Annotated in this window: 22 protein-coding genes and 1 pseudogene; 17 read left to right on the top strand and 6 right to left on the bottom strand. The window is 61.2% G+C overall.

The genetic code is table 11. The features are described from left to right. The first annotated feature begins 382 nt into the window (after positions 1 to 382). Positions 383 to 2,365 carry a relaxase/mobilization nuclease RlxS gene (gene rlxS / locus SO139_RS12350; RefSeq protein WP_498540118.1) on the top strand — a complete coding sequence of 661 codons (1,983 nt, stop codon included), beginning with the start codon at positions 383 to 385 and terminating at the stop codon, positions 2,363 to 2,365. A gap of 8 nt (positions 2,366 to 2,373) precedes the next feature. Here rlxS and SO139_RS12345 read toward each other — a convergent pair whose 3' ends face one another. Next, positions 2,374 to 3,723, bottom strand: coding sequence for a GSU2403 family nucleotidyltransferase fold protein (locus tag SO139_RS12345; protein WP_498540117.1), 1,350 nt, complete (start codon positions 3,721 to 3,723; stop codon positions 2,374 to 2,376). A gap of 426 nt (positions 3,724 to 4,149) precedes the next feature. On the opposite strand from SO139_RS12345, the gene SO139_RS12340 reads away from it, so the two are divergent. The 14 genes and pseudogenes from SO139_RS12340 to SO139_RS12275 all read left to right on the top strand — a co-directional run bounded on the left by SO139_RS12340 (position 4,150) and on the right by SO139_RS12275 (position 16,849). Continuing rightward, positions 4,150 to 6,219: a conjugal transfer protein TraG gene (locus tag SO139_RS12340; protein ID WP_498540116.1), complete on the top strand. Its 2,070-nt coding sequence runs from the start codon at positions 4,150 to 4,152 to the stop codon at positions 6,217 to 6,219. Beyond that, on the top strand, positions 6,188 to 6,739 hold the full coding sequence (locus SO139_RS12335) for a CopG family transcriptional regulator (RefSeq protein ID WP_458149326.1): 552 nt from the start codon (positions 6,188 to 6,190) through the stop codon (positions 6,737 to 6,739). Before SO139_RS12340 ends, SO139_RS12335 begins: the two co-directional genes overlap by 32 nt. Before the next feature lie 37 nt (positions 6,740 to 6,776). Then, a pseudogene (trbB, locus tag SO139_RS12330) lies at positions 6,777 to 7,714 on the top strand (P-type conjugative transfer ATPase TrbB). Between the two features lie 18 nt (positions 7,715 to 7,732). Continuing rightward, positions 7,733 to 8,101, top strand: coding sequence for a TrbC/VirB2 family type IV secretion system protein (locus tag SO139_RS12325; RefSeq protein ID WP_498540115.1), 369 nt, complete (start codon positions 7,733 to 7,735; stop codon positions 8,099 to 8,101). Beyond that, positions 8,101 to 8,358, top strand: a complete 258-nt coding sequence (locus tag SO139_RS12320; RefSeq protein ID WP_498540114.1) for a VirB3 family type IV secretion system protein — start codon at positions 8,101 to 8,103, stop codon at positions 8,356 to 8,358. The genes SO139_RS12325 and SO139_RS12320 overlap by 1 nt, the downstream gene beginning before the upstream one ends. Continuing rightward, positions 8,352 to 10,940 (top strand): conjugal transfer protein TrbE, encoded by a 2,589-nt coding sequence (trbE, locus tag SO139_RS12315; RefSeq protein WP_498540113.1) that lies wholly within the window; start codon positions 8,352 to 8,354, stop codon positions 10,938 to 10,940. The genes SO139_RS12320 and trbE overlap by 7 nt, the downstream gene beginning before the upstream one ends. A gap of 27 nt (positions 10,941 to 10,967) precedes the next feature. Continuing rightward, on the top strand, positions 10,968 to 11,720 hold the full coding sequence (trbJ, locus tag SO139_RS12310) for a P-type conjugative transfer protein TrbJ (protein ID WP_498540112.1): 753 nt from the start codon (positions 10,968 to 10,970) through the stop codon (positions 11,718 to 11,720). Between the two features lie 9 nt (positions 11,721 to 11,729). Then, entirely contained in the window at positions 11,730 to 12,890 is a 1,161-nt protein-coding gene (gene trbL, locus SO139_RS12305; protein ID WP_498540111.1) for a P-type conjugative transfer protein TrbL, read from the top strand. 3 nt (positions 12,891 to 12,893) lie between these two features. Then, complete coding sequence (trbF, locus tag SO139_RS12300) at positions 12,894 to 13,598, top strand: conjugal transfer protein TrbF (protein WP_498540110.1); 705 nt, start codon at positions 12,894 to 12,896, stop codon at positions 13,596 to 13,598. Next, the gene (trbG, locus tag SO139_RS12295; protein ID WP_498540109.1) at positions 13,595 to 14,620 is read left to right on the top strand and encodes a P-type conjugative transfer protein TrbG; all 1,026 of its coding nucleotides are present in this window, start codon (positions 13,595 to 13,597) and stop codon (positions 14,618 to 14,620) included. The genes trbF and trbG overlap by 4 nt, the downstream gene beginning before the upstream one ends. Then, positions 14,617 to 15,321, top strand: a complete 705-nt coding sequence (locus tag SO139_RS12290) for a hypothetical protein (protein WP_498540108.1) — start codon at positions 14,617 to 14,619, stop codon at positions 15,319 to 15,321. Before trbG ends, SO139_RS12290 begins: the two co-directional genes overlap by 4 nt. Continuing rightward, a complete protein-coding gene (locus SO139_RS12285) occupies positions 15,321 to 15,893 on the top strand; it encodes a TraB/TrbI/VirB10 family type IV secretion system protein (RefSeq protein ID WP_498540107.1) in 573 nt (190 codons plus the stop codon). Before SO139_RS12290 ends, SO139_RS12285 begins: the two co-directional genes overlap by 1 nt. 3 nt (positions 15,894 to 15,896) lie before the next feature. Then, entirely contained in the window at positions 15,897 to 16,142 is a 246-nt protein-coding gene (locus tag SO139_RS12280; RefSeq protein WP_498540106.1) for a DUF2274 domain-containing protein, read from the top strand. Positions 16,143 to 16,639: 497 nt separating this feature from the next. After that, a complete protein-coding gene (locus tag SO139_RS12275; protein WP_498540105.1) occupies positions 16,640 to 16,849 on the top strand; it encodes a helix-turn-helix domain-containing protein in 210 nt (69 codons plus the stop codon). A 91-nt stretch (positions 16,850 to 16,940) separates the two neighbouring features. Here the strand turns inward: SO139_RS12275 and SO139_RS12270 are convergent, their stop codons facing one another. Continuing rightward, entirely contained in the window at positions 16,941 to 17,681 is a 741-nt protein-coding gene (locus SO139_RS12270; RefSeq protein WP_498540104.1) for an addiction module antidote protein, read from the bottom strand. Between the two features lie 1,159 nt (positions 17,682 to 18,840). On the opposite strand from SO139_RS12270, the gene SO139_RS12265 reads away from it, so the two are divergent. Together SO139_RS12265 and SO139_RS12260 are read left to right on the top strand one after the other, a co-directional pair. Continuing rightward, positions 18,841 to 20,160, top strand: a complete 1,320-nt coding sequence (locus SO139_RS12265) for a HEPN/Toprim-associated domain-containing protein (RefSeq protein ID WP_498540103.1) — start codon at positions 18,841 to 18,843, stop codon at positions 20,158 to 20,160. After that, a complete protein-coding gene (locus SO139_RS12260; RefSeq protein ID WP_498540102.1) occupies positions 20,160 to 21,218 on the top strand; it encodes a S1 family peptidase in 1,059 nt (352 codons plus the stop codon). The genes SO139_RS12265 and SO139_RS12260 overlap by 1 nt, the downstream gene beginning before the upstream one ends. Positions 21,219 to 21,246: 28 nt before the next feature. On the opposite strand, the gene SO139_RS12255 is transcribed toward SO139_RS12260, so the two are convergent. From SO139_RS12255 to SO139_RS12240, 4 genes are all read right to left on the bottom strand, one after another. Continuing rightward, on the bottom strand, positions 21,247 to 22,968 hold the full coding sequence (locus tag SO139_RS12255) for a UvrD-helicase domain-containing protein (RefSeq protein ID WP_498540101.1): 1,722 nt from the start codon (positions 22,966 to 22,968) through the stop codon (positions 21,247 to 21,249). Continuing rightward, on the bottom strand, positions 22,965 to 24,794 hold the full coding sequence (locus SO139_RS12250; RefSeq protein WP_498540100.1) for an ATP-dependent nuclease: 1,830 nt from the start codon (positions 24,792 to 24,794) through the stop codon (positions 22,965 to 22,967). The genes SO139_RS12255 and SO139_RS12250 overlap by 4 nt, the downstream gene beginning before the upstream one ends. 100 nt (positions 24,795 to 24,894) lie before the next feature. After that, positions 24,895 to 25,911, bottom strand: a complete 1,017-nt coding sequence (locus SO139_RS12245; protein WP_498540099.1) for a YdeI/OmpD-associated family protein — start codon at positions 25,909 to 25,911, stop codon at positions 24,895 to 24,897. Between the two features lie 84 nt (positions 25,912 to 25,995). Beyond that, a complete protein-coding gene (locus SO139_RS12240; protein ID WP_498540098.1) occupies positions 25,996 to 26,595 on the bottom strand; it encodes a restriction endonuclease in 600 nt (199 codons plus the stop codon). Positions 26,596 to 26,640: the final 45 nt, after the last annotated feature.

Below are 26,640 nucleotides of genomic sequence, written 5' to 3'. Positions count from 1 at the left end.
AGTGCGATAACAACGTTCTGATAGATACGGGCGATGCCTTCGGCCCGCGCTCTACTCGTCGCTTCGCTCCTCACCGAGCCACCCTACGGGTGTCTCGGCCCTTCGGGTAACGATCGCTATCGCGAGCGCGCGGAAACAGTGGGGCTTCGCAAGTCAACCGCCAAGTCGCGGCGGCTCTTTCGCTAGGAAGCAAAAAAGCGGGAGGGCAAGATAAAAGCACTGGCGCTACAGAGCGCCTAAGCCGTTGTCTGCACATCCAAGATTTGGCGCCGCCTAGGTCCTGGCTGTCACCACGCTCGACCCAACGCAATGGCGAACTTGCGCAATTGCGTCTGCGTCTTGGCGGACGCTCATCGACTTCACATATCGCGGGCTCATTCAAATGCCGGATCAGGCCATGCGAGAAATCGACGACGAATTCGATGTGAAGCTCGGACGGATCGGCAACCGCAAAGCCAGAAGAGCGACCGGCTATCTTCGGCGCGTTCGGCAGGAGGCGACCAAGGCCGGTGCCAGCGTGCGGGTTAGTTCTTCGTTTACCGGCAGCCGCATCGGCCGAGGCCGCGCGCAAGGTGCGGTGTTAGCCGAGCGCGGACGAAGCCGGGGCCAACGCCGTGTCGTGGTCAAGGCACGGGTCGTGCGGATCAAGTCAGGCGACACCGGTGCAGTGCGAGCTCACCTCCGATACGTCCCGCGCGACGGCGTCACACGCGAGGGCGAGCCAGGGGAGCTATACGACGCCAGCAATGATCACGCCGATGGTAAGACCTTCGCGGAGCGTAGCGCCAGCGATCGCCACCAGTTCCGATTTATCGTGGCGCCGGAGGATAGCGCGGAGCTGGCGGACCTGAAGCCGTTCGTCCGCGACCTCATGCAGCAGATGGAGCAGGATCTCGGTACCAGGCTCGACTGGGTTGCTGCCGATCATTTCAACACCGGCCATCCCCATACGCACATCGTCCTCCGCGGCAAGGATGACGAAGGAAACGACCTCGTCATCGCACGCGACTATATCGCTCATGGCTTTCGGTCGCGGGCAGTGGAGCTCATCACGCGAGAGCTCGGCCCTGAAACCGAGATCGAGGTCGCGCGTAAGCTTCAGCAGGAAATCACCGGCGAGCGGCTCACGCGGCTCGACCGGAGCATCCTGCGAGATGCTCAGGGCGGAGTTCTTGAATTGGGGGCGCTGTCTGGACGGGAGCCTGCCTGGCAAACGGCGCGGATCGGGCGGTTGCGAACCTTGGAGCGCATGGGCTTGGCCGAGGAGAGCGAGCCCGGCCGGTGGCAGATCAACTCCGAGCTGGAGCCCAGGCTCAGGCGAATGGGGGAACGAGGCGACATCATCAAGACCATGCACCGCGAGATGGCGGCGGCAGGAATTTCGCGGGCAGCAGGCGACTACACGATCTTCGATCGGGAACGAAGCGATCATCGCCTGGTCGGGCGGGTCATTGGCGAGGGGTTTGCGGACGAACTGACCGAGCGCCGCTATGTCGTGATCGATGGAGTGGACGGACGGACGCACTATGCCGAGATTGGCGCCGTCGGCGCTAACGAAGAGCCGCCTGTCCGGAACACGATTCTGGAACTCAGGCCGCGCGCTGCTGAACCGCGGGCGATCGATCGGACGATTGCACAGATCGCCGCCGGCCATAGCGACATCTACAGTGACCGTCTGCATCGGGAATTCGACCCGCAAGCATCGGACGAATTTGTCGGAGCCCACGTCCGTCGTCTGGAGGCGATGCGGCGCGAAGGGATGGTCAGCCGTCTTGCCGATGGCAGCTGGAGCGTGGGGCGGGATTATCTGGACCGGGCGCTTCGATACGAGAAACTCCAGCAATCGCGCAATCCGGTGCGGGTCGCGGTGCTGTCATGGCAAAGGCTTGAAGATTTGCCGCAGGCACTCGGCGCGACCTGGCTTGATCGCAAGCTCGTTGGGAAGGAGCGCGATGAGCTCGCGTCGACCGGCTTTGGCGCCGAAGTCGACACCGCGTTGCGAGCAAGGGGGCGGTGGCTGATCGAGCAAGGGCTGGCGCGAGAGGAAGGTGGTCAGATGCGTTTCGCGCGGAATATGCTTGAGACGCTCGAGGCGCGCGAGTTGGCGCGGACCGCGGCGGATATATCCGCGCGCTCCGGCCTTGCACATGTCGATGCCAAGGCTGGCGACAAGATCGATGGCGTCTACCGGCGTATGCTGACGCTGAACAGCGGGAGGTTCGCCCTCATCGAGCGATCGCACGAGTTCGTCCTGGTGCCCTGGCGTCCGGTGCTGGAGCGAGCGCGCGGGCAATTGGTCACCGGTCAGGTCGGCGGAGAGGGCATATCCTGGTCGATCGGCATCAAGCGCGGGATTGGACGGTGAGGGGAGACTCACTTTCTCTTGGGCGCTCGTCGCGTCGAGAAACTGTCGACGTCGGATGTCTTGACCAGGACGGCGCCGGGCTCGTCGACCGGCGAGGAGAGATATTTGGCGCGAGCGATCTCCTCGATCCTCGACCGGTTCTTGAGGAATGCTTCCACCCGGCCCTCTTGCCCGAGACCATCGGCATCAAAATGGTCGTCCAGCGCTTCGCGGCTGACTGCGCAGTTGACCGTTCCGCCGAGCTCCTTTCCCTGGAACGTCACGACGTCGCGGCTGAAGTCATAGCGAGCAGGGGGATTGTCGAAGGAAAGATCGAGGCCCGGAATGATCGAGCGAGGCGCGCCAATGGTCTTGAGCACCGCGTCCCGAACGGAGGCCGAAAGCAAAGCGAGCCCTTCGAGCATCAACTGGCGCCATTTGGGACCGCGATCGTGAGCTTCCTCCCAGGCCGATTTCAGCTCATGGGGCCGCTTTTCGGCCAGGGCCGCAAGCAACGCCTCGGACTGCTGCAGGTCCTTGTCGCGCTTTGCAAGCCCCTCCGGGCGCCTGCGGGAGATGATGAGCTTGTGGACGGCATAGCGTGCCGGAGCCGGCACGTGCACGTAGATGCCGGCACCATGCAGGATGACCGCGGGCTCGGGATCGCGGATCAGGAAATCAAGGAAGCGCAGCGGCTGGGCGTCCGTGTTCAGGGCAGGTAGCTTTTGGGGGCGAGCAGTCTCCTTGCCCTGATGCGGGGTGAGAAAGTCGACGCGCAAGCCGCCCTTGGCCGCATAGCTGGTCACGCGCCGGCCGTCAGATACGTGAGGAACGGGACGAAAGGTTTTGTCGACTTCCTTTAGCACTTCCAGAACGGGCGGCGTGGAGTCCTCGACCGCCACCGAGACATTCCTGAACTGGGCAATGTCGACGTCGCCGGTCTGGAGCGAGCCGGCGGAGAGGCGGACGCCAAGCATGGCAGCATAGGTTTGGTAGGCGATCGTTCCAACGAGCACGCCGCGAAGGCGGAACACGCCGACCTTGGCGAGCGCCGCGATGACGTCGCCGATCTCGGGAATGGGGCGAGGAAAGCTGAACGAGCGGACAAGGGTGGACACAAGCGCCCTGCGCTCGCGCTCGTCTTCGCGAACTTCCTGTTGGTGGGCAATGCGCTCCAGCAGCTCTGGCGTCTCCGGCCCGACATAGCGCTGCGACCGCTCGGCGCCGGTGCCGGTCTGGAAGTACCAATACTTGCGGCCATTGATGCTTTTGGCCGTGAACGAGCCGTTGTCCGCAAACGCGTCCTCGAAGGCGGCGTTCGCGGTACGCTCCAAGAGCTCGGCATAGGTCGTCTGGCTGACCAGAGAAGGGGCCGGCATGGTCGTATTCCGGAATTATACTCAGTCTGCGGATTGAGTATAAGGGGGATAGAACCCAGCGTCCAGCGTTTATACTCAGTTCGCAAGATGAGTATAATAGAGGGTTAACCCTGGTTCCAGGGCAGAATCGGCGCTCCGGCCCTTCCAGTAGGAGCGTTTGCCCCGCTGCAATCCCTTCTGTTCCATGTCTGCCTCGGTCACGCTCCTGTCCGCATCAAGAGTCATCCAGCTTGAGCAGGTCACTCACCTTTTGTTGAGGTGTTAGATCATCCTCGCCGAGACTGGACGCAGATCCTTCTCACCCTCGCACGCCTGATCGAAATTGCTCTCGCTTCCCGGACGCGATTTTTATTTCGATTGAACGCAAGGCGCATTGGCCCCTTTCATCGCGCCGCTCACGTGGGGTGAGTGAGTGGGGCGAGCCGGATGTTTCCAGCGAAAATCTATGTCGGTCAGATTGCCGTCGTGTTCGGCATCGTCGCGGTGTCGACCTGGGGCGCAACGCAATGGACCGCCGCAGCTCTCGGCTATCAACAGCGGCTGGGTGAGCCCTGGTTTTTGATCGTCGGCTATCGCGTCTATCTGCCTTGGCGATTGTTCGAATGGTGGTTTGCGTACGAGGCCTATGCGCCCGAGATATTCGAGGAGGGTGGAGCCATCGCCGCCGCCGGCGGCATCGCAGGCGCGCTGTTTGCGATCGTCAATTCGGTGTGGCGCGCGCGCCAAAGCCAATTGGTGACGACTTACGGTTCGGCACGGTGGGCCACGGCGAAGGAAATCAAGACGGCCGGCTTGTTCGCGTCCAAGGGCGTTTTCCTGGGGCGCCTCGAGAACAACTATCTGCGCCACGATGGACCGGAACACGTCATGTGCTTTGCGCCGACCCGGTCGGGCAAGGGCGTCGGACTGGTGTTGCCGACATTGCTGTCGTGGACCTCGTCGGCGGTGGTGCACGACATCAAGGGCGAAAACTGGGAATTGACTTCCGGCTGGCGCTCGACGTTTTCGCATTGCCTCTTGTTCAATCCCACGGACTCACGAAGCGCCCGCTACAATCCGCTGCTTGAGGTGCGCAAAGGGGCGGCCGAAGTCCGCGATGTCCAGAACATCGCCGACATCCTGGTCGACCCCGAAGGGGCGCTCGAACGCCGAACCCATTGGGAAAAGACCAGCCATTCGTTGTTGGTCGGTGTCATCCTTCACGTTCTTTATGCGGAAGAGAAGAAGACGCTCACCCGCGTCACCGAGATCCTGGCCGACCCCGCGCAATCCTTCGAGAAGACGCTCAGGATCATGCTGGCAACTAATCACCTAGGCACCGAGGCGGAGCCGAAAGTGCACCCCGTCGTCGCCGCGACCGCACGAGAGCTTCTAAATAAGTCCGAAAACGAACGCTCGGGCGTTCTGTCGACCGCAGTGAGCTTTCTCGGGCTTTATCGCGATCCCGTCGTCAGCCGAAACACCGAAAGCTGCGACTGGCGCATCGCCGACCTCGTGAGCGCCGACAAGCCGGTCACGCTCTATCTCGTCGTTCCGCCATCGGACATCAGCCGCACCAAGCCGCTGATCAGGCTGATCCTCAACCAGATCGGTCGCCGGCTGACCGAGACGCTGAATACCAAGGCAGGTGACCCCAAGCATCGCCAGCTCCTGATGATGCTGGATGAGTTTCCCGCGCTCGGCCGGCTCGATTTCTTCGAAAGCGCGCTCGCGTTCATGGCGGGCTACGGCATCCGCGCCTACCTGATCGCACAGTCGCTCAACCAGATCGCAAAGGCTTATGGCGAGAACAACGCGATCCTGGACAATTGTCACGTCCGCATTGCCTTCGCCGCCAATGACGAGAGCACCGCCAAGCGGATTTCAGACGCCCTCGGCACCGCAACGGAACTACGCGCACAGCGCAACTATGCCGGTCATCGGCTGGCTCCCTGGCTTGGCCATGTCATGGTCAGTCGTCAGGAGACCGCGCGTCCTTTGCTGACGCCGGGGGAAGTGATGCAGCTGCCGCCCGACCAGGCCATCGTGCTGGTGTCGGGCCTTGCACCGGTCCGGGCGATCAAGCTGCGGCACTATGAGGACGCAAACTTTGTCAACCGTCTGCGCAAGCCACCATCCTTGGCGGACGACGCGTATGACCGGCCGCCGGCCCGCACTGACGATTGGCGCGGCGAAGTGCGCACCACCGACCTTCGCCTCGCGACCCTGCCATATCGCGAGCTCATTGAGACGGGCGGCGAGGAAGGCGGCCTCAAGCAGCAATTGGCGTTGTTCGACGAAGCCGCCCCCGCTGTGAAACGAGCCTCGCGTCTTCGAGGAGCGATTGCTCGACGACGAGTCCGACGTCGCAGCCGACCGCAGCCAGATGCAGCAGGCAGCAAGCGCATCCAGCACCGTACGCCGAGCCCACGCCGTCACCCGCGACGACGACGATCTTCTTCCCTCGTTCTGAAGAGCATTCCCGATGAAACCGAAACTGTCTGCCTATGTCTCTGAAAGTGTGGCGCAGCGGCTAGAGCTCGCAGCGAAGCGCCCCGGAGCCAACAAATCGGCCATTGTCGATGCTGCGCTGGATCGCTTTCTCAACCCCGAGCGTGACACCAGCGGCGATGCGGCGCTGATCCGAAGGCTGGACCGGATGAGCCGGCAACTGGAACGAGCCGACCGCGACCTCGGCGTCCTGGCGGAGACCATCGCGCTCTTCATCCGCTACTACCTGACCATCACCCCGCCGCTGCCGTCGCAAGATCAGGACGCAGCACGTGCGCTGGGCCGCGAGCGGTTCGAGATGTTTGTTGCCCAGGTCGGCAAACGCGTCGCCTCCGGTGGCCGGCTTGTCGCTGACGTCATGGACCGCGTCAGCGCCTCGAAGCCGGACCTCTTCATGCGGAACCTCGAGGAGGGCGCCCCTCTGGGCGCTGCCCAACCCAGCGATACCGGATCCCGCGCGCCGAGCGCGACGGGTGAGCCGCCGGAGCATTCTCCGGCAGGGCGAGAGGAGGTCGGCAATGTCTGATCTCCTCTCGCCAGAGACCCGCGAACGACGCCGGGGCATGCTGCGGACCGCGATGGGACCTGCAATCGCCTTGGCTCTGGAAGAGCCTGATGTCGTCGAGGTCATGGTCAATCCCGATGGGAGGCTTTGGCTTGATCGGCACGGGACGGGCCGCGCTGATACCGGCGTCGTTTTGACGCCGCAGGAGTCAGAGCGGATCATCCGGCTTGTTGCCAGCCATGTGCGGGCTGAAGCGAGCAGTTCGTCTCCGATCGTCTCGGCAGAACTCCCCGAAACGGGTGAGCGCTTTGAAGGCGTCTGCCGCCGGTTTCGCTCGCGCCATGCTTTGCGATCCGAAAGCCCGCAACGACCACGTTCCGCCTGTCCGACTACGTCAAGGCGCAGATTGCCTCGCCATTGATGGCAAAGGTGCTGACCGCCGCAGTCACCGAGGCGCGCAGCATCCTGATCGCCGGCGGCACCGGGTCGGGCAAGACGACGCTTGCCAATGCGCTTCTTGCGGAAATCGCTGGCCTCGAAGAGCGGGTTGTCATCATAGAAGACACCCGTGAGCTGCGTTGCGATGCAAAGGATGCCGTGACGCTCCGGACCAAGCCGGGCGTGGCGAGCCTTGCCGATCTCGTCCGCTCTACACTGCGCTTGCGGCCCGACCGCATCGTCGTCGGAGAGGTCAGAGGTGCTGAAGCCCTCGACATGCTGAAGGCGTGGAATACGGGTCATCCCGGCGGAATTGCCACAGTTCACGCCAACTCGGCACGAGCGGCGCTCTATCGGATCGAGCAGCTCATTCAGGAAGCGGTCGCAACCGTGCCGCGTCGGCTCATTGCCGAAGCGATCGACCTGATCGTCTTCATCAAGGGGCGAGGGCCGGCCCGGCGCATCGAGACTGTCGCCGAGCTCAAAGGCCTCGATCCGTCAGGGGACTACCTGCTCGAGACCCCGCCCGGACTTCCAAACACGTCCCATCGCCCCTGACCTGAAGGAGACTGTAATATGTCCATTCGACTGCGTCTAAACGTGCGTTCGCGCCTTCGCGGCTTCCGTTCGATCGGCGGATTGCCTTGGATCGAGCTCGGCGTGGCCTCGGCTTGCGTGCTCCTCAGCGTCACGGCGGCACACGCCGCGGGTTCGGGCATGCCGTGGGAAGCACCGCTCGAACGTGTCCTGGAATCCGTGCAGGGGCCCGTCGCCAAGATCGTTGCCGTCATCATCATCACGGTCACCGGCATATCGCTGGCCTTCGGCGACACCTCCGGTGGATTCCGCAAGATGGTCCAGGTCGTATTTGGCCTCTCGATCGCCTTCGCTGCGAGTTCCTTCTTCCTTTCGTTCTTCTCGTTCGGTGGCGGAGCGCTGATCTGATGCGCCCCGATGGTTTTGAACTCGTGCTCCACCGCTCGTTGACAGAACCCATCCTGATTGGCGGCGCCCCGCGTGCCGCCGCCATCCTGATCGGGACCCTCTCGGCCGTGCTGGCGCTCGGCCTGCGCCTTTGGCTCGCAGGCCTCATGCTTTGGGTCATCGGCCACAGCACGGCCGTTTGGCTCGCAAAACGCGACCCGGCCTTCGTCGAAGTCGCCATCCGTCACACCAAGCACAAGGGACGGCTCGCATGCTGAACTTGAGAGAATTCCGCGGCAACGCCTATCGGCTGGCCGATTGGCTGCCTTGGGCATGCCTGGTCGCGCCAGGCGTCGTCCTCAACAAGGACGGCAGCTTCCAACGGACGATACGCTACCGCGGGCCTGACCTCGACAGCGCGACCGAGGCCGAACTGATGAGCGTCGTATCTCGCGTCAACAACGTTCTAAAGCGCTTTGGCTCGGGCTGGGCGCTCTTCTTCGATGCCACGCGCATTCCGGCTTCCGAATATCCGAGGTCGGAATTCCCAGATCCGGTGTCCTGGCTGGTGGATGAAGAGCGGAGGGCCGCCTTTGAAGGCGCCGCTGGGGTGGCATGGGAGGATCCGTCACGCCCTGGCGGGCAGCATTTCGAGAGTGTGCTGCATCTGACACTGATGTACTTGCCGCCGGCCGAGCGGATCTCGCGCCTCGAGGGCCTGTTCCTTGAGCGTCCGACGGAGAAGGATCGCGCGACCAGAAGAGGTCGGCGCATTCGTCGGGATCAATCGACCGCCGATGCTGATCGAAGCGAGAATGCAGCACAGGGCGACGTTCGTGAGAGCGAGACTAAGAGCCAACGAAGGTTTGGCAGCGACGAGCCAGGGTATCGCGATCATCTCCAAAGGTTCATCCAGGAAACCGACCGGGCGATCGATTTGCTTTCGTCGGTTCTACCGGAGATCTGGCCTCTCAACGATGCGGAGACATTGACCTATCTCCATAGCTGCGTCTCGACCAAGCGTCATCCCGTCAGCGTTCCCAAGATTCCGGCCTATCTCGATTGTTTCCTGAGCGACGAGCCGTTGACCGGGGGATTGTCACCGGCGATCGGGCGGAGCCATCTGCGCGCGTTGACCGTCCTTGGGTTTCCGCACGTCACCTTTCCCGGCTTGCTTGACGAACTGAACCGGCTTGGCGTCGCCTACCGCTGGGCGACCCGGTTCATTCCGCTGGATCGCACGCAGGCAAACGCGACGCTGTCGCGTTACCGGCGGCAGTGGTTTGCCAAGCGGAAGTCGCTTGCAGCGATCCTCAAAGAGGTCATGTTCAACGAGCAGGCGGCGCTGCTCGACACCGACGCCAGCAACAAGGCTCTCGACGCCGACGCGGCGCTCTCCGAGCTTGGCGACGATCTGGTTGCCTTCGGCTATATCACCACGACTGTCACCGTCAGCGACGAGGACTCGCATCAAGCGGACGAGAAGATCCGCGCCGTCGAGCGGGTGACCAATAGCCGTGGCTTCACAGCCATCCGCGAGAGCGTCAACGCTGTAGAAGCCTGGCTCGGCGGTCTGCCGGGCCAAGCCTATGCCAACATTCGCCAGCCGATCGTTCACACGCTGAACAGCGCCCATATGTGCCCCTTATCGGCAGTATGGGCCGGACCGGAACGGTGCGAGCACCTTGATGGCCCGCCGCTGCTGATCGCCAAGACCAAGGGAGCGACCCCGTTTCGATTGTCGCTTCATGCCGGCGACGTCGGGCACACCATCATTGTCGGTCCTACGGGAGCGGGCAAGTCGGTCCTGCTTTCAATGCTCGCGCTTCAATTCCGCCGCTACCCAAGCGCCCAATTGATCACGTTTGACAAGGGCCGGTCGGCACGGGTCACCACGCTCGCGTTGTCGGGATCCTGGTATGAGCTGGGTGCAAAGGGCGGTATCGCCTTTCAGCCGCTCAAGGACGTGGCGGAGGAGGGAGCGAGACTCTGGGCGCTGGACTGGCTCTGTGGCGTGCTCGCCCATGAGCGCGTGACCGTGACACCCGACGTCAAGGAGACGCTCTGGTCGGCGCTAAGGAGCCTCGGGTCTGCGCCCGTCTCGCAGCGGACGATGACCGGGCTCGTGGCGCTGCTTGCCCGCGACGCCCTGCGGCAGGCGCTGCAGCCTTACACGCTGGAAGGACCGTACGGCCGTTTCCTGGATGCAGACGCCGACCGTCTTTCCGGTGCAGACGTCCTGACCTTTGAGATGGAAGAATTGATGGCATTACCAGGCCTGGTGGCACCGGTGCTGACCTATCTCTTCCACACCCTTAAAAACCGCTTCGACGGGCGGCCCACCTTGCTGGTGCTGGATGAAGCCTGGGTGTTTCTGGATGCCCCTTTGTTTGCGAGCCGGATTCGCGAATGGCTGAAGACGCTGCGCAAGAAGAACGTGGCCGTCATTTTCGCGACCCAGTCACTTGCCGATATCGCCGACAGTCAGATTGCGCCCGCGATCATCGAATCCTGTCCGAGTCGCATATTCCTACCGAACCCCCGTGCGCTGGAGCCGACCCAGACCGAGACCTATCGCCGGTTTGGATTGAACGACACCCAGGTACGCCTGATCGCGGAAGCCTTCCCCAAGCGTGACTACTATCTGCAGTCCCGTGCCGGCAATCGCCTGTTCGAGCTAGGCCTCGGACCAGTCGCCCTCGCGCTCGTCGGAGCATCCTCGCCGGAAGATCAACGAGCCGTTGACGCGGTCCTGGCCCGCACCGGCCCTCACCATTTCGCCGAACGCTACCTCGCCGAACGCGGTCTGCACTCGGCAGCCAATCTCATCAGCACCTTCGAACAAGCCCACGAGGCCTGACCTCAACCTCAATCACCGGAGTCTTCCATGCTCGAACGTATCGGCCGCGCGCTTATGGGTACAACCTCAAGAATTGTCATCACGACGCTACTATCTTTCGTCATTGCCGTGAACGGGTCGCGACGGCTCGGAGCGTTCGATATCGTCTTCGATCCGACGAACTACAGTCAAAATCTACTGACTGCCGCACGTGCTCTTGAACAAATCAACAATCAGATCAGGAGCCTGGAAAACCAGGCGCAGTCGCTGCTCAATCAGTCCAAGCATCTCGCGAGCTTGCCCACGAGCGTGGCCGGTCAGCTCACTTCGACCATCACTCAGATGAATGGCTTGATTGCTCAGGCTAAAAACCTCTCATTCGACGTTCAGAAGACCCAGCAGGATTTTGAGCGCCTGTATCCTCGCCAATATGCGGCGGCCACCTCGTCCGACAAGATGGTTCTGGACGCGACGTCGCGCTGGGATAACAGCTACGACGGACTGAAGCAGTCGCTTGCCATCCAGTCGGCGATCGTCAGCTCTCTAGACCAGGATGGCCAGACGCTTCGAACGTTGATGGCGAATTCGTCCGCCGCGGTCGGCTCGTTGCAGGCCCAACAGTCCGGCAACGAACTGCTCGGCCTACAGATCAAGCAGTCGTTGCAGACTCAGGCACTGCTGGCGACCCAGGCGCGCGCGGACGCGCTGCGCGCGGCCGAACAACAGGCGTCGTCAGCGGCTGCGAAGGAGCGGTTTAACCGCTTCATCGGTGACGGCCATGCCTACACCAGCGGCAAGTAGGAGGGGCCCATGGCAGATCTCTCCGTCATTGACCGCTTCACCGAGACGTTCTCGCACTACATCGACTCCGGATTTGGTCTTCTGTCCGGCGATGTCTCGTTCTTGAGCTCAACGCTGATCGGCATCGACCTGACGCTCGCAGGGCTTGCCTGGAGCATGCGCGCGGACGACCACATCATGGTCACGCTTGCCAAGAAGGTGCTCTATGTCGGCGCTTTCGCCTTCATTATCGGCAACTTCAAGAGCCTCGCCGATATCGTCTTCGCGTCGTTCTCGAGCATCGGCCTGAAGGCGTCGGGCGGGAGCTTAAGTGCCACCGACCTGGCTCGGCCGGGCTTTGTCGCCTCTGCCGGCTTTACGGCCGCGCATCCTCTTCTGGAGGAGACCGGGCAATTCTCGGGCTTCGACGTACTGACCAACCTGCCGACGATTCTGATCCTGCTGTTCTGCTGGATCCTGATCGTGCTCGCGTTCTTCGTCCTCTCGGTGCAGCTCTTCGTGACGTTGATCGAATTCAAGCTGACGACGCTTGCAAGCTTTATTCTCGTGCCGTTCGCCCTGTGGGGAAAGACCGCATTCCTTGCGGAGAAGACCCTCGGCAACGTGGTCGCCTCAGGGGTCAAGGTGATGGTCCTCGCGATCATCATCGGGATCGGCTCGACCATCTTTGGTCAGCTTGCAAGCACTTTGACGCGGCCGGTCGACATCGTCTCGGCGATGAGCTTGTTGCTGGCGGCGCTTTCGCTGTTTGGCCTTGGCATCTTCGGCCCGGGAATCGCGGCGGGATTGGTCTCGGGAGCGCCCCAGCTAGGCGCCGGTGCGGCCGCCGGAACGATGGCGGGTGCGGCGGCGGTCGTGATCGGCGGCGGCGCGGCGGCCGCGGGAGGCTTACGCCTTGCCGCGGGCGGTTCAATGACTGCGGTTCGCTCCGCAGCATCGCTCACGGGTGCGTCTTCCGGTGCCGCCGCATCAGCCCGGGCCTCAACCGATCAGCTAGCGAGTGCGGGCACTGGCGGCGCAACCAACGGAGCAACTGCGTCAGGCGCCGGGCGTCCGGCGGGGTCGTCAGGTCGCGGACACGCGAGGGAAGCGGCCCAAGTCGCGGCTCACACCCTGAAAGAGGGTGACAAAGGCGGGCAATCTTCCGGTCCGAAGTTGGGGGAGGAATAGGATATGACCAGTCATCCCTTTCAGCGCGTGTCCGTTCGCTATGGCGAGACGCCAGAGCCGGTCACGCCCTATCAGAAGGCAGCTCAGGTCTGGGATGAGCGGTTAGGGTCCGCTCGTGTTCAGGCCAGCAATTGGCGGCTGGCGGCGCTGGCAGCCATCGGCCTGTCCGGTGTCCTCGGATTGACGATCTTCACCCAGATCGCCCGCTCGGGTGTCGTTCCCTACGTGGTCGAGGTCGATCGGCTCGGTGAAGTCCGAGCAGTCGGGCCGGCGCTCGAAGCGTACCAGCCATCCGACGCGCAAATCGCACACTTTCTTGCGCGGTTCATCGAGAACGTTCGCTCCCTTTCCATCGATCCGGTCATCGTCCGGGCGAACTGGCTGCATGCGTACGACTTCGTCACCGATCGCGGCGCGCAGGCTTTGAACGACTACGCGCGGGAAGCCGACCCGTTCACGAAGATCGGCTCCAAGACCGTGACCGCTGAAGTTACATCCGTGGTGCGTGCCTCGAGCGACAGCTTGGAGATCCGTTGGAAAGAGAACACCTACGAGAACGGCTCGATCGCAAAGACAGAGCGCTTCACCGGTCTCGTCACCACGGTTCTCAAGCCGCCCGCGGATGTCGAAACGCTGCGGAAGAACCCTCTCGGTCTCTACGTCCATTCCCTCAACTGGTCGCGCGACCCCATCGGAGACGCCAAATGAATTCCAAAGCCCACACCAAGCTCGCGTCGGCCAGCGTCCTTGCCTTCTCGCTTGGGCTTGCAGGATGCGCCACCAAACTTAATCTCGAAGCACCCTATGACGAGATGACCTTCGAGAAGGCACTTCCAGAGACCGATCCGCCGGCGCCGGTGCAGGTCGTCGAAACGCCCAAAGTCCTACCATTGCCCGGCCAGTTGAAGCCCATTCCAACAAAGGCCGCCAAGGAAGAAAAACTGCCGCCGGAGCAGGCGATCGCGAAGGCGAACAAGGCGGCGCGGATGGAGCCGACGCGCGCCGGATACATCAACGCCATCCAGGTCTACCCCTGGACGGAAGGTGCGCTCTATCGGCTCTATGCAAGCCCGGAAAAAGTCTCGACCATTGCGCTCCAGCCGGGCGAGGAGCTGATCGACGTCTCCACCGGCGATACTGTTCGCTGGGTGGTCGGTGATACTTCGAGCGGGCAGGGCAACTCCCGGCGCGTGCACATTCTGGTCAAACCGACGCTGCCGGATATCCAGACCAACCTCGTGGTCCTGACTGATCGGCGGGCCTATCACCTCGAGCTCGTCTCGACGAAGCAGACCTATATGGCGTCCATCTCATGGACCTACCCGACCGATACGCTCGTCGCGCTCCACAAGCAGAACGCCGTCGCCCAGGAAAGCGAGGAGCGGATCGCCGACCGCGGCGTAAGGCTCGATAGCCTGAATTTCCGCTATCGGATTGAAGGAGATGATCCACCCTGGCGTCCGGTGCGCGCCTTCGACGACGGCCGCAAGGTCTATATCCAGATGCCATCAGGCCTGTCGCAAGGGGAGGCGCCGCCCTTGTTCGTCTCGGGAGCGGATGGCCGGCCGAACCTCGTCAACTACCGGGTCCGCGGTTCCTACTACATCGTCGACCGGATGTTCGGCGCCGCCGAGCTTCGCCTTGGTGAAGATCCGCAGCGCATTGTCCGGATCATACGCATAGACGCGCGACCGGTGTCGCAGGTGTTCAGCACCGGGAGTGCCTCATGACGACAGGATTGGATCAGGATCCGGAGCCGTTGGAACTGCGAGCGCGTCCGCGGCCCGTTCGACGCCTCAACAGGCGCGCCCTCATGATCGGCTGCGCCGTCGCGGCGTTGTTCGTCGGCGGGGCGATACTCATTGCGCTCCGACCCAATTCCTTCAAGCAGTCGGAGCGGGCGGAGCTCTACAATACCGACCGCAAGCAGACCGCCGAGGGCTTGAGCAAGCTGCCAAAATCCTATGAGGAAATGCCGTCCTCGACGCCGCGGCTTGGACCGCCGTCACCTGGGGACATCGGCCGGGCCTTTGCAGAGAACGAGAAGAAGGCCGGCGTCGCGTCGGACGCGGGCTTCCGGACCAATCCGGAGGAGGATGCTGAACGGGCCGAGCGGATTCGGCAAACGCGGATCGCACAACAGGCGAAGGAATCGGGCTTGTTCTTTCGCCTGTCGGAGAAGCAGGACAAGCGGAAGCAGGCGGCGACGACCGAAGTGCCAGCCGTCGCTCCGTCCGCATTCCGGCCTTCAACGTCCGACATGGGGCCGTCCGCTGCGGACCTTGCAAAGACGGCGCAGGCTATGATCGATCGATCCAGCGAGATCATTCCCTCGGCGCAGGCGCGAAAACTGGCCTCCTGGGCGCCAAAGCCGACACGGAGACCACCAATCCTCATGCCCTCAAACCGGCGCCATCTACCTATGCGGTGATGGCGGGAGCGATCATTCCGGCGAGCTTGGTCACGGGGCTGAATTCGGATCTGCCTGGCGCCACGATCGGTCAGGTCACCGAGAACGTCTACGACACGGTGACGGGCGAGCATCTCTTGATCCCGCAGGGGACGAGAATTGTGGGCAAGTACGATAGCGTCGTCGCCTTTGGTCAGAAGCGGGCGCTGGTCGTCTGGAGCCGGCTCATCTTGCCCAACGGCAACTCGATCGTGATCGAGAACCTTCCGGCTACAGATGTTGCAGGCTACGCCGGGCTCGAGGACCAGGTGGATTTCCATACTTGGCAGTTGCTCAAAGGCGTGGCCCTGGCGACCCTGATCGGGGTGGGGACCCAGCTATCGATCGGCAACGATGAGAGCGATCTTGTGAAAGCTCTGCGGGAAAGCACCCAGCAAACGACCAATCGCGCCGGCCAGCGCCTGGTGGAGCGCGAACTCGACGTGCAGCCGACGATCACGGTGCGGCCGGGTTGGCCGCTGCGGGTGATTGTTTCGAAGGACTTAGTGTTGAAGCCGTACTCCGACCTCCGGGCGGTGGTGAAGGGCAGGTGAGGGATGAAGCTTGGGAAGCTACCTGATCGGACCCCGGTCAAGATGAGCATCGTGCTTGCGCCAAGCCTTGCACAACGGCTGCGAGAGTATGCCGACTTCTATGCAGAGACCTACGGTAACAAGGAAGAAGTAGCCGAGCTGATACCGTTCATGCTTGAGGCATTTCTTGATAGCGATGCATCCTTCAAGCGAAACAAAATCGTTAGGACTTCAAAGCCCTCTCTGAGCGAGAGCCCGGACGAGGAATGAAGTGGAGAATTAGGTCTCGACGCTTGTCCGCATAAGAGCTGCCCTCACGTGTTCAATCGCCAATTCGAGTGATTTCAAAAGGTCGCCCAATTCTGTCGTTGAAGCCTCCTCTAAGCGGAGATTATTGGGGCTGACGGTTTGCGAGACCAAATGATCTATCGAGTGGACGGAGCGAAGATCCGACAACGCGAACTTGGACGAACCGAAAATGTGAGACACTATTTCCCCGGCAGGGGTAACCATAGTGAGTAACTCAAGACCGGACGTGACCGCCTGCTCGAGTACGTGAATGGGGAGTTCAATACTTGCCAATGTGTAATCCGATCCCACAGCTCGATAACCAACGCGAGCGAAACGACCGTCGGGTCGACTGACCAAATCTACAAACGGTTCAACCGCGTGGGGCTGAGCATCGACCATGTGAAACACTCTGAATAGGTCGACAATACCTAGTATACTAGGTGGAGATCAAGTAGCGTTTGGTGCCGTCTTGCCGCATGAAGTTGCGGCGGTTGGTAGCCAGAAATCTTCGGCGTCTACTACGGAAGGGCGGCCTTACTCAAGAAGAGTTGGCTGATCGAGCAGGCCTGAATCGCAACTACATCGGAATGATTGAGCGCGAGGAGAATGCGCCGACCGTTGACGCGCTCGAGCAAATTTCCGAAGCGCTCGATATCGATCCGATTGCTCTATTTCAGGAGCGGTAGCCACGGCGCTGCAGAATCAGGTCCGGCACCTGAGGGAAATCCCGGCATTCTCCTCGTCTATCGCGCGGCGCCCGATCGGGTACGCCGCGGCTCAATCGTGCGGCGCGACCGGCTCACGCTCCGACTCCGCCTTGTCTGGCTTGACCTCAAGCCGCAGGCCGATCGACGAGAGAACCTTCAGGACTGTGCTGAATTCGGGATTCCCTTTCGGGTCGAGGGATCGGTAGAGGCTCTCGCGAGCGAGTCCGGTTTCGCGCGCGACCTGGCTCATGCCGCGATTGCGCGCGATCTGGCCGAGCGTTTCCTTGATCGCGGTCGCATCCGAACGGGCGAGCGCGTTGTTGAGTACTTTGACAACCTCGTCGAGCGTCGGAGCTTGGGCGGGCAAGGAGGTGCCGGTCTCCTCCCAGCCTTTCTCCGCTTTTTGAGCGGAGGGGGCTTTCTGCATCGCCGACAGGAAAGTGGGCTGATCGCTGGTCTCGACCAGCCGCCATTCGTCCGGCGTGGCGCGATCTTTCACATCCCGGCGCAGGTCATCGCTGCAGTGCGCGATGAAGTTCCTCCACGCATCCACGGACTTGATATTGACGACGTCCTTGTCGGGGACGTTGAACAGCACCGCGATCTTGCCAGCAATGGCGAGGCGCAGCACGTTGAGCACGGTGCCAGGGCTTTTTCCGTCCCAGATCATCAAGCCGAAGTCCGCCTTCCGCGCCATCTCTCGGTCCTTGGCCGCGTGGAATTGAAAGCCCTTCGCGTGCTTGGGCGCGTCGACGTGGTGGGTGAGCCAGGTTCCAAGGTTGTTGCGCGGTGATGCGCCCGAGCAGAACACCGTGACCTTGTCATAGTGGATGTCGTGAAAGTGCTTTTGGACGGCCTTATCGGCGCCATTGGCGTCTCCAACGATGACGCGGTGGCCGCTCGCGACGACATTGTCGAGCCGCTTCTTAACCTCGGAGGGAAGCCGGGAAACGTGTCGCGAGCCGCCTATGAAGATCGTGTTCAATGGTTGCTCCGTGTTTTAGTAATAGTGACGGCCCGAACGACCGCAGCTTGGCCTGGGCCGAGCAGCTGATCCGTGATAGCGTTCATGGTGGTCCCTGACCGAAAGAGATCGTCGAACAGGAGGATACCGCGGCCCCGTGTTTGCCGCGCGTCGACCTGATAAAGGCCGTCGACTTGCTTCTTTCGCTCCTCCTGATCGGTCACATTTTTGAGCTGCGCGGTTGGGCGGGTCGTCGTGATACAAGACAGGACCGGAACTCCGAGAGCAGCTCCAATTCCCTCCGCGAGGACGATGACCGGCTGCAACGCGCGCTGGTGGGATGGTGGGACGGGCACGATGCTGTCGAACTTGTCCCGATGCCCAGCAAGGAAGTTTGCTGCGGTCTCGATGATCGGCCCAGCCGCGTCCTTGTCTGCTCGGTTCTTCAGCCGATAGAGCAGTCAGCTATTCCCGGGCGCAGGGTGTCGAACTGCATATAGCCAGATTCATTGTACCCGATAGGCGTGCTGCTGGTCGTGTGAAGATCCAAGGCAACGCCTGACTCCCAGCGCCCCTCTATTTTGATCGGATTGATTTTGACTATTGCCATACACTGCCATCCGCGCTTCCAAACCCCTTCATTGTAACCTATGGGTTACATATGGGCAAGACCCGGTCGCGATTCAAGCTATGGGCACTCCCCGGTGGGGCATTGCGGGCGCAGTTAGTCCCGCAGAAGGGGGCGCCCGACATCATAAGGCTCGGGTGCAACGGAAGGCTTTCCCGCAAGTCCGTACAAGCGAAAATGCGCAGATCAGGATTTCAGAATGTGAACCCGCGCTGGGATGCAGTGTTTTCGTGGCAGTGCAACCTTGAAGCTGCACCTGCTCGTGCCGGGTTTGGTAGTTGCTCGAGCCCTTGCGGCTAGGATCGCTCAAGGTCGAATAATTAGGGTACCGTGCGACATGACGGCGTCGACGGAAACCGCAGTATAGTCGGGGGAAGCTTGGGTACGGAAATTACGCTCGAAGTTGCCGGGGTCTCGGTCACGTACAGCAAGAACCATCGCGGAATCGATCACGGGTCGATTTTTCAGGAACGGGATCGAAAGGCGATCAAAAGCGATCAGCTCGACTACGATTGGTACGAGGAGGGTGAGGACCCCACACCCTCCGAGACGGCGTTCACGCGACCGCTCAAACACGTTGTTCCTCGTCTCGAACTCCTTAGCTTCAATCTGGAGCGCGTTCGACGCGAATATGACGCCGTCGCGCAAAACTGGCTGGAGGAGAGGCAGTCTCTACAGGACGAAGCTGACGAGCCCATTCCAGATCTGATGAGCTTTGCGGAGTTCCTCGCGTTTGCGACCGCGCACCCACTCGACAGTCTCGACGACACCTTCATCTCGCGCTCGGACGATGCAAGCGAAACAAAGATCCGAGGCCGATTCGCTGCGATGCAGCTCGAACGGATTCCCATCTACCGATCCTACGATAACCAGGCATATTCGGAGCGAACCTTCTTCGGCGGCTTGGTGGATATCCTTCACCCGTATTCGGTCCTGCGGCTGTTGGCGGAGGCAAAGGCAAACGAGAACACTCCCGTCGTGTGGCAATATGGGCCTTTGGTGGAGGCCGGGTGGGCGACGGAGCGGGAGTTCGTGCCTCACGCCCGGCGAACCGAGACGTTCCTGATCGCGACCGAAGGCAGCTCGGACGTCCATATCCTGAAGCACGCGTTCGCGCTGTTGCGACCAGGGATCGCGGATTTCTTCCGCTTCATCGACGTGAGCGAGAGTCACCCATTCTCGGGCACGGGCAACTTGGTGAAGTTCGCGGAAGGGCTCGCGAAGATCGACGTTCAGAACCAGGTCGTCTTCGTGTTCGATAATGACGCCGAGGGGCTCGACGCCCATCAGCGCCTCTCAGCGCTCACCCTACCTACGAACATGCGCAGGATCATGTTGCCCGAACTCGAGGACTTCCGTTCGTTTCTCGCTCAAGGTCCCGAGGGGCTCCGCAACTCGGACATCAATCGGCGCGCAGCGGCGATCGAATGCTATCTCGATCTCGACGTCGGTGGTCATCCGGCGGCGAAGGTGCTCTGGACCAACTACAAGAAGAACCTTGGCACCTATCAGGGGGCGTTGGAATATAAGGAGTCCTATAGCAGGGAATTCTTGAAACAGACAGCCGAGTCGTTGGCCGAAGGAGCGTATGACGTTCGCAAGATCGAGGCAGTCCTCGATCTGCTTATCGCGGAATGTACAGCGATCGCGGTCGACCGATGGGATCCGGCCGATATCGAATTGAGAGATGTCTTTTGATGGCTGAAAAGAGCGCCTTCCATGATACCTATGTGCGCGCGGCGGGAGCCGTCGCGTTCGTCGCCATCATCGACGCCAAGGGGGACGAGGGAATCGGATCGGCGTTCCATATTGGCAATGGGATCTTCGTCACCGCCCGGCACGTGATCGATGGGGTGACCATCAAGGAGATCGCCACCACCAAGTCGGCGCACCTTACCGAAGAGGCCGGCGGAAAGGCGGTACCTCCGCGTCGGTTGGAGATTGTCGATGGACCGTATTTTGGCCCGAATGGCCTCGACGTCGCAGTCTTTCGGGTCGATCTTGGCGCCACGTCGTTGCCGGCGATCACCGTCAGCCAGCACACGGATTACTCGCTCGGAGAGAATGACCTCGTCCTCTCAGACATTCTCGTCATCGGCTATCCTCCGATCCCGTTCACCACCGTACCCAGCCAAGTCGTCACCCTCGGACAGATCAATGCCGTCGCGCGTGTCCGCCATTCTGCTGTCCTGCATTTCATCGCTTCAGCCACGGCGCGCGGCGGGTTCAGCGGAGGTGTGGCGCTCGATCAGTCGGGCGTCGCGCTGGCGCTCGTGACGGAGAGTCTGGGACAGGGCGATATGCCGGTGGAGACCGGCTATATGAGCCTGCTGTCGATCGAACCGGCGGTGGATCTTGCGGCCGATAAGTTCGGGTTCAGCACCCACGGCGGCTATCCTGGGCGCTACAGCGACGCGCTGTTTGCGGTGAAATTCTCCGACCCGTCCGGCCGGTCGCTCAGTTCTTTTATCTATGACGCGAGCCTCTACGTCTATGACGACGACCGTGATGTGTTCGTCGAGATTAACTGTGCTGAGGAGGCGCTGCTGGCCGAGGCGGTCGCGACGTTCAATACCATCACACCCTTGACTCGTCATGACGTCGTAGATGGCTCGGTCCTGTACACTCCGGAAGAGAACCCGTCCGCAGAACTGCTGCTCGAGGGGGGAGAGGCGGTCGCCGCGCTCTTCGAGAGGTCCGGCTACAAGGGGATGGCCTCGGAACGCAGTCAGTGGCAGCTCAAGCCTAAGCGCTAGCAAGGAAGGAATGACCGTAACGGGCGCGTCACTCCGGATCAAAGAGCGGTGTGGCATCGGCCGGGCGGACGATGCGGACCGCATGCCGCGCTCTGGTGATCCCGACGCGCAGCACACGGCGGCTTTTTTCGTACCTTGGCGCTTCGTCTTCCTTCAGGAGCGCGCCTCCGCGATATCCCTCCACAATGACGACGGCATCGAATTCCTTTCCTTTTGATTTGTGGATGGTCATCAGGATGCATCCGCGAGGAGGGCGATCAGCACCAACAAGGCGTTGCTGATCGAGGATGGCGGTGACGCGCTCGACCGCGCCGGCGTATGTTGCGGATCGCGCCCAAAGTTCGCTCAATGCCATCGCGATCGGATCGCCGGCTTTCGAGAGGCGGACCATTCCGGCTTGAACCGCGATATCCCGGAGGTCGTCATGGCCGGTGCAATGTTGGCGGGCCAGGCGCCAATCGCTGATCGGATCGCCGGTGCATACGCTCTGATATTGCGCGAGATGGTTCGGTCCAGATGCGCGGATTGGCTTGTCCCTGCGTAGCAAGTCGATTGCGGCCGTCATCCTGGCGGCGCGGTCCCCGGCCGTCTTGGCTCCGAGGGCATTCTGCTGTTCGCACCAATCCTTCTTCAGGAGCCAAAAATCGGCTGCACGCCCTAGCGCTGCTGTCCGGGATGCGACCGAATAGGCGGAGGTCTGCTCCAGCAACGCGGCCGTAACGAGGGCCGCGGCTGATGATTGCTCTCCGTCCCAGACGATATCGTGACTGATGGGGGAGAGCGCGTTCTTCCCAAAATTATGAGAAGTCGAGAGCAGCTCGGAGATGTCCGCGACGAGATCGTTGCTCGTTGCCAAGACCGCCACGCAAGGTTCTGTCACGCCGCGCCGGGCCAAGTCAGCGAACGCCTGACCGACATAAAAGTGGACGGTGGAATTGAACATGTTCTGGAAGCGCTTGTAGGTGGTGACGCTGACGTCCTTTGATCGCGCTGGCGCTTTTGCCGTCAGCACCGCGTTGGCGAAGCGCAGTACGTCCGAGGTTGGGCTACGAAAATTGTCCGCCTCCAGGTCGGCCTCCAGCAACTTGACGCCACGGCGCAGGATATCGAGGCGATCGGCGCGGACGCCCTTACGGAAATCGTAGATCCGCTGCTCGGGGTCAGCGAGGAAGACGCTCTTGGTCGCTACGGCAAGCGCCTGCACTAGGCGCCATTGATCGTCATCTGTGTCTTGGAATTCGTCGAGGATGATGAGTGGGTGAATGTCGGCTATGCCGTCGCGAATATGCGCACTCTCCTCGATCAGGCGAGCGGCGGCATGGGCAAACGCATCGAAGGATGCTCGGCTTTCTTCGTCGAGAAGGCGACGACGTTCTGCCTCCCAATCGCCCGCGAACTGCGTTCGCATCATTCCTTCTTGGCCGGGAGCGATCATGGCGATGGGCGCGCCGCGGAGCGCACGGCCATGCCCCTTCAGGAGTTCCCAGCAGAATGAGTGGTAGGTCCTGACCTCGATCCTGGATAGCTCGTCCTGGCTCAAGACGGTCTTGCAGCGCGCCATGATTTGCTGCACGGCCGCGCGAGAAAAGCTCAGGAAAAGTGCCGTTTGACCGGGCTTCATCATCGGCATTCCGGCCTGGGCCTTTAAGATCGCAAGAGTAGTCTTTCCCGCGCCCGGTCCGCCCAGTACAAGGACGTGCCCCGGCTCGTCGAGCACCGATCTGCGCCGGTCGTTCAGGACGAAGGTCATTCGGGATTACCCTCGTTTGCGTCGTCATCGCTATCCAGTGGCGGAAGTTTCAAGAGCGCGTTCACGCGCTGCAGAAACTCGGTAATCGTCTTGGGGAGCTCGGTTAGCGATTGGCAGCACTCGATCAGGTGGGCCGCGTAACCATCCCCTTTGCGGTCGGCAAGCACGCCGTAGGTGAGCTTACTGACCGCATCGTCGTCGGCGCCGGCTGCCAGCTTGCCGTGGTGTTGCGGATAGTCGGGCCACGCCGCAACTGCAGATAGGAACCGCCGCTGCGTGTCAACCGCAACCTCGGCGACCAGCAGCGCCTCGATCCCTTTGTAAGTCGTCTGGCAGTTCTCGGAATACAGGGCGAGATTTGCCGTTTGCTCCGCGGTCCACTCTTTTTTTGGCAGATCGTGGAAGGCGAAGAACGCCTTCCGCAGGCTTCGAAAAACGGGCCCCCATTTGGGGATTTCACCGTGGGCTCCCGCTTCGAAGACGGAGATTCCCGTCAGGTCGAATGGGTCATACGCGTTTTCCGGGCTATGAGCTTCCAACGCGCGCGATGTCGCGATCAGAGTCGCAACTTCGGTCGCGCCTTCGGCTACGATGACGCCGCGCGCGAGGACTGCTTCCGCAAGCTGAAGCTTACGCTGGCGCACCGCCTTGAACTTGATCCCCTCCGTCGGAATCGCGGTGCTCGACAGGCGATGTTTCTCATCGCGATCGATCGAGAGGATCTGAGTGACCTCGAATTCGTCGATGACGTGCGGCGAGTGTGAGGTGACGATCGCCTGGCCCATCTTCTTGAGAAGGTAGCGGGTGAGCCGCCGCTGCGAGTGCGGGGGCAATGCGATCTCTGGCTCTTCCATCGCGAAGATGACGGAGTCGTTTCCGCGAAGGTCGGCGATGTGCGTCAGCAGCGCGAAAACCAGCGTGTTGATGGAGCCCGTACCCAACCTGTGGAACGGGACGGCGTATTCGCTCCCCTTGGACCGCACAAAGAATTGAATGACCTCCCTGAGATTTTCGCGTGTGAGATCCGATGCGAAGAACGCCGTCGCATCCTCCTCGTCTGAAATCCCAATGAAGCGCTGCATCCGTTTCCGGACTTGCTCGCGGATCGCCTTGAGCTGCGGAATGGAGCCTACCGGCGGATCAAACGCCTTTAGACGTTTGACGGTATCCTCCCACATCGACTCGCGGCCCTTGTCACCGAGCCGAAGGATCGTATCGAGCAGCGAGCCTCGCTCAAGACTGAGCGCTCTACGGCCAGTGCGGAGCGTTCGCAGGTAGATGAAGCCGCATGCCTGCTTCCAATCGCGACCGAACGATTCGAGCCCGCTGCCCGGTGTAGGATCGTCCGGTTCGTCGGGGCTCTCCTTGGCCGGATGGGAGAAGAACGTCTTCCCCTCAAAATCGTCGGTCTTTCGATCGTACCAGCCGAGAAAGGTGATCGGGAGTGCGCGAATGACGCCGGGGGCGTCGGTGTCGGATGGTGTCGAACCGTCTACATCGACGAAACCCTGCTTTTCTTCACTCCAGGGTCTGGTCTTGTGAAACAGCTTCCGACGCATGTCCTCGGACAGGTCGATCAAGACGACTTCAATCTTGATGGCGACGAGATTGCCGGCAGCGTCAAAATATCGGCCATTGTGAAAGTCGTGTTCGTCGACGATTGGACGACGGAATAGGCGTTCCGCGCCTAGAACCAGGTCCAGCGCCTCGCAGACGGTAGATTTGCCGACATGGTTGCCACCAACCAGCAGCGTATGTCCCGGAAGATCGACGACCCCGTGTGCGACGCCTCGAAAATTCTCAATTGTAATTCTTCTGACGCGCATTGAGCCCCCATCTTCTCGGCCAAGCCTATTTGCTTTTTCATTCTCTCGGAATGCTGTGGTCCCTGAAGCACTTTTCGTTGCTGGTCTGGCTCTTGGCGGCTTAGTCGATCTGAACGCGCGCGCTATCGGGTGGTAACGATCTTCCGACGCTCACGTTGATGGTGATCGTATGGCGCGGAAGCACAGTGATAGTCGTGGGCGCTACGGCCTCCTCGCCAGCCTCGTGCACTTCATTGATCAGGTCGCGGACTGCCTGTTGGTCTCCGGTGACGATGCGTCTGACGCGATCATTGTCGCGGGGCTCAGCCAGAATTGGACCACTTCGTATCAGGCCGGAGAAGACTCCATGACGAGAGCGTGGAGTAAAGTGCTCGATGATGAACCAGGTAAACGGCAGAGCTGAACGAAATGCCTCGTCGTGCAGCCCAACAAAGCCTGTGGGCCTACGTTCTATTGATCGAAGCCAGATACCGGCGTCGATTCCTCCGTTGTTGACCAAGGTGTCTCTTAGAGCAAGCCCGGTTCCGAAATCGAAGATCTGACCACTTAAGTTTCGCGTGTGAAGGGCGCGCACTTGGGTACGGGTTGTGTCCGGAATGCTCGGAGTTTGTGGGCAATAGAGGCCGTACAGAAGCGCGCCTTTGCCAAGAATCGAAGCGAGCCGGTCGAGCCGGGTTTGTTGCTCCGCATCGACGGCGTGGAAGGTTGCTCGCTGGTCGTACTCGCCAGAATTCGGGTTTCGAAAGAGCCGCTTTGCCTGAACGAGATAGGCCGTGGACCAGCTTTCGTTGGGCAGGACGTGGTTTTCATAAGTGAGGACGAGACCGAAATCGGACTGGGAGACGTGGCGCTCCATCGCTGTGTTGTGAGGGTATGTATCGAGCGCGACTTCGAAATCGAGTCCGTCGCCAAGGGAAGCAAGGTCGGCGTTGAGCTGGTCCAAGCTGTAGGAGAGATTCTCTTCGTTCCGCTGGGTTTCTACATCGAGCAGGGCGCAAAGCTCGTTGGTGAGAGCCGGTTCATCCGGTGGGTGTTTCCGAAGCATCCGCTGAGATAATGCATTGTCGATGCCGTCGAGGTATTGGATGACGTGCTTCAGGTGCTGCGGTCCGAACATCGTGCTACTTCTTGTTACTGCGCTTCGATTTAAGCGGCGCTAGGGTTTTCAATTATTGGCTTTTCGTTGCCCTGCCGCGGGCGGCTAGAGGGTATCCGCAAATAGAATACTGGGGAGGGCGTCGGTAGGTGTCCAAGCTCCAAGTGTATGCCTGACATAGGACTGGCAGAGAGCGACAATTTTGTCGGCGTTCCCCAAACGAACAAGTTGCCGGGCGATTTCTGAACGCCCGGAAAGGGCTGGTACGCTGTATCCGGAGCTGGATAAGAGAAGACCGCGGCTTGCTCCGTACACCATGACCACCTCAAAGAAGCGCTCCAGAATGTCGGATCCTGGTCTCGATGGAGCCTTCCAGTGCTTGATTTCAACGAGATAGATCACAGGCTGACCGGCCTCGGCACAACGCAGTTCCAAATCAAAACCGCCGTCGCGTCCCGGGCGTGTGACCCGAACGTCGAATCCCAGCCCGGAAAGAACCTCGCCGAGCAGTCGTTCAAGGTCACGCCACTCGACGTGCACCAGGTAATTGGGGCTACGAACGATTTCCTGAGCTAAGGCTTGCAACATTGAACGCAAGGCACGTTCGACCGATACCCCAGGAGTGTCATCTTGGTCCCGCGGCGTTTCCTGTTGCTCTGAAACATAGCGCTTTAGTCGAGGGCGGTTGCCGTTGGCCGGCCACACGATTCGGCCGTCCGCGTCCTCGGCTTGAGCCCGTTCTAAACTGAA

It is taken from the genome of Bradyrhizobium sp. UFLA05-89, from assembly GCF_059803475.1.
The sequence above is the reverse complement of the archived record's forward strand: the minus strand, read 5'-3'. Positions and strand labels throughout refer to the sequence as shown.